The sequence below is a fragment of the Rhizobium sp. AC27/96 genome, from assembly GCF_001692325.1.
Lineage (GTDB): Bacteria > Pseudomonadota > Alphaproteobacteria > Rhizobiales > Rhizobiaceae > Rhizobium.
Genome location: NZ_LXKN01000064.1, coordinates 1 through 1777, shown reverse-complemented (window position 1 = coordinate 1777; position 1777 = coordinate 1). Strand labels below are relative to the sequence as shown.

The following is a 1777-nucleotide window of genomic DNA, read 5'->3' as shown; positions in this document are numbered from 1 at the left end:
GTCTTGAGCTGATAGGCCGTTGATCGGACCTCTCGTTCCGCCGTCTCAGCTTTGAGAAGCTGCGACAGAATCGGAATAGTAGCCTCAAACGCCGGCGCTCCCTGCTCGATCAGTTCACCGACGGCTTGTGCCATCCCGTGCATCTTCAGTTGCCGCAACATGATGACGATAGCGCCGCCTGCAGGATTATGACGCATGCCGCACCTCCGTCTTTCTCAGGGCATCATAGCGTTCGACATTGGCCTGGGGCTCAGTGGTGAGCGTGAGAGCTTGCGGCGCGTCGATCGTCGGTGGCGTGAAGGACTTCTCGTCAATTAGACGATGTAGCAGGTTCAGAACATGGGTTTTGGTCGGAACCTCTGCCTTTAACGCCAATTCGACAGCCACGAGCACGGCCTGTTCATCATGCTGAAGCACAAGAGCCAGGATATCGACCATCTCACGATCACCACCTGGCCTTCTAAGCAGGTGCTGCTGTAGCGTCCTGAAAGCTTCGGGAAGCTCCGTAAATGGTGCGCCATTGCGAAGAGCGCCGGGTTTGCGCTGCACGACCGCGAGATAGTGCCGCCAATCGTAAACTGTCTGTCCCGGTCCACTATGGGATCGGTCAATAATGCGTCGATGTTCGCAGACTATCAGACCTTCCGCAGCTATAACGATACGATCCGGATAGACGCGAACGCTCACGGGCCGATTGGCAAAGGATGCCGGAACGCTATAGCGGTTACGTTCCAGGTTCACGAGGCAAGTTGGGGTTACCCGCTTGGTATATTCGACAAACCCATCGAATGGTCGGGCAACAGGCATGAGAGCCTGTACTTCCTCAGCCCATATGTCTGCAATGGTGCCATGCATCTTGCCATGTGGAGTCTTTGCCCAGAACTCTTTGCATCGAAGCTCCAGCCAATCGTTCAGGGCTTCCAGCGTAGGAAAGCGTGGCGTGGGCTGCCAAAGCCGATGACGAGCGTCCTGGACGTTCTTCTCAATTTGCCCCTTTTCCCATCCAGCCGCCGGATTACAGAACTCGGGCTCGAACAGATAATGGCTGGCCATCGCCATGAAGCGGACGTTGACGTCACGCTCTTTGCCCCGTCCGACCTTGTTAATGGCGGTCTTCATGTTGTCATAGATGCCACGACTGGGAATACCACCTAAAACACGGAAAGCATGGGTGTGCGCGTCGAACAGCATCTCATGGGTTTGCAGCAGATAGGCTCGAACGATAAAGGCCCTGGAGTAACTGAGCTTCGTATGGGCTACCTGTAACTTGGTGCGCTCACTGCCAATGACAGCCCAATCTTCGGACCAGTCGAACTGGAAGGCCTCGCCTGGATCAAAAGACAGCGGAATGAACGTCCCACGTCCCGAGGTCTGCAATTCCCTCTGCAGATTAGCCCTCCAGTCTCGGGCAAATGCCGCAACGCGATTGTAGGAACCTTCATAGCCAAGAACGACCAAGTCGGCATGCAACTGCCTCAGGGTGCGCTTCTGCTTGCGGGACTTCTTGGCTTCCGTCTTCAGCCACGCAGACAGTCGGTCCGCAAAAGGATCAAGCTTGCTGGTTCGCTCCGGAACCTTGAACTTCGGCTCTGCGCCATTTGAACGCAAATATTTGCGAATGGTATTGCGGGACAAGCCAGTTCTGCGACTGATATCTCGGATCGATAACTTCTCTCGAAAATGCCAGCGTCGGATCACGCTCAGTAACGCCATGTCGATCACTCCGTAGCCCTCGCTGAAAACACGCAGGGCAAGGTTCAAACATGGGTCAATTCTC

1 protein-coding gene and 1 pseudogene are annotated in these 1777 nt (G+C 55.2%); both read right to left on the bottom strand.

Annotated elements, in window-relative coordinates; all coding sequences use genetic code 11:
• A pseudogene (locus A6U86_RS29315) lies at positions 1-197 on the bottom strand (ATP-binding protein); the annotation flags it as partial.
• Positions 187-1713, bottom strand: a complete 1527-nt coding sequence (gene istA, locus A6U86_RS29310; protein ID WP_141683842.1) for an IS21 family transposase — start codon at positions 1711-1713, stop codon at positions 187-189. The gene istA and the pseudogene A6U86_RS29315, both read right to left, overlap by 11 nt.
• Between the last annotated feature and the right edge of the window lie 64 nt (positions 1714-1777).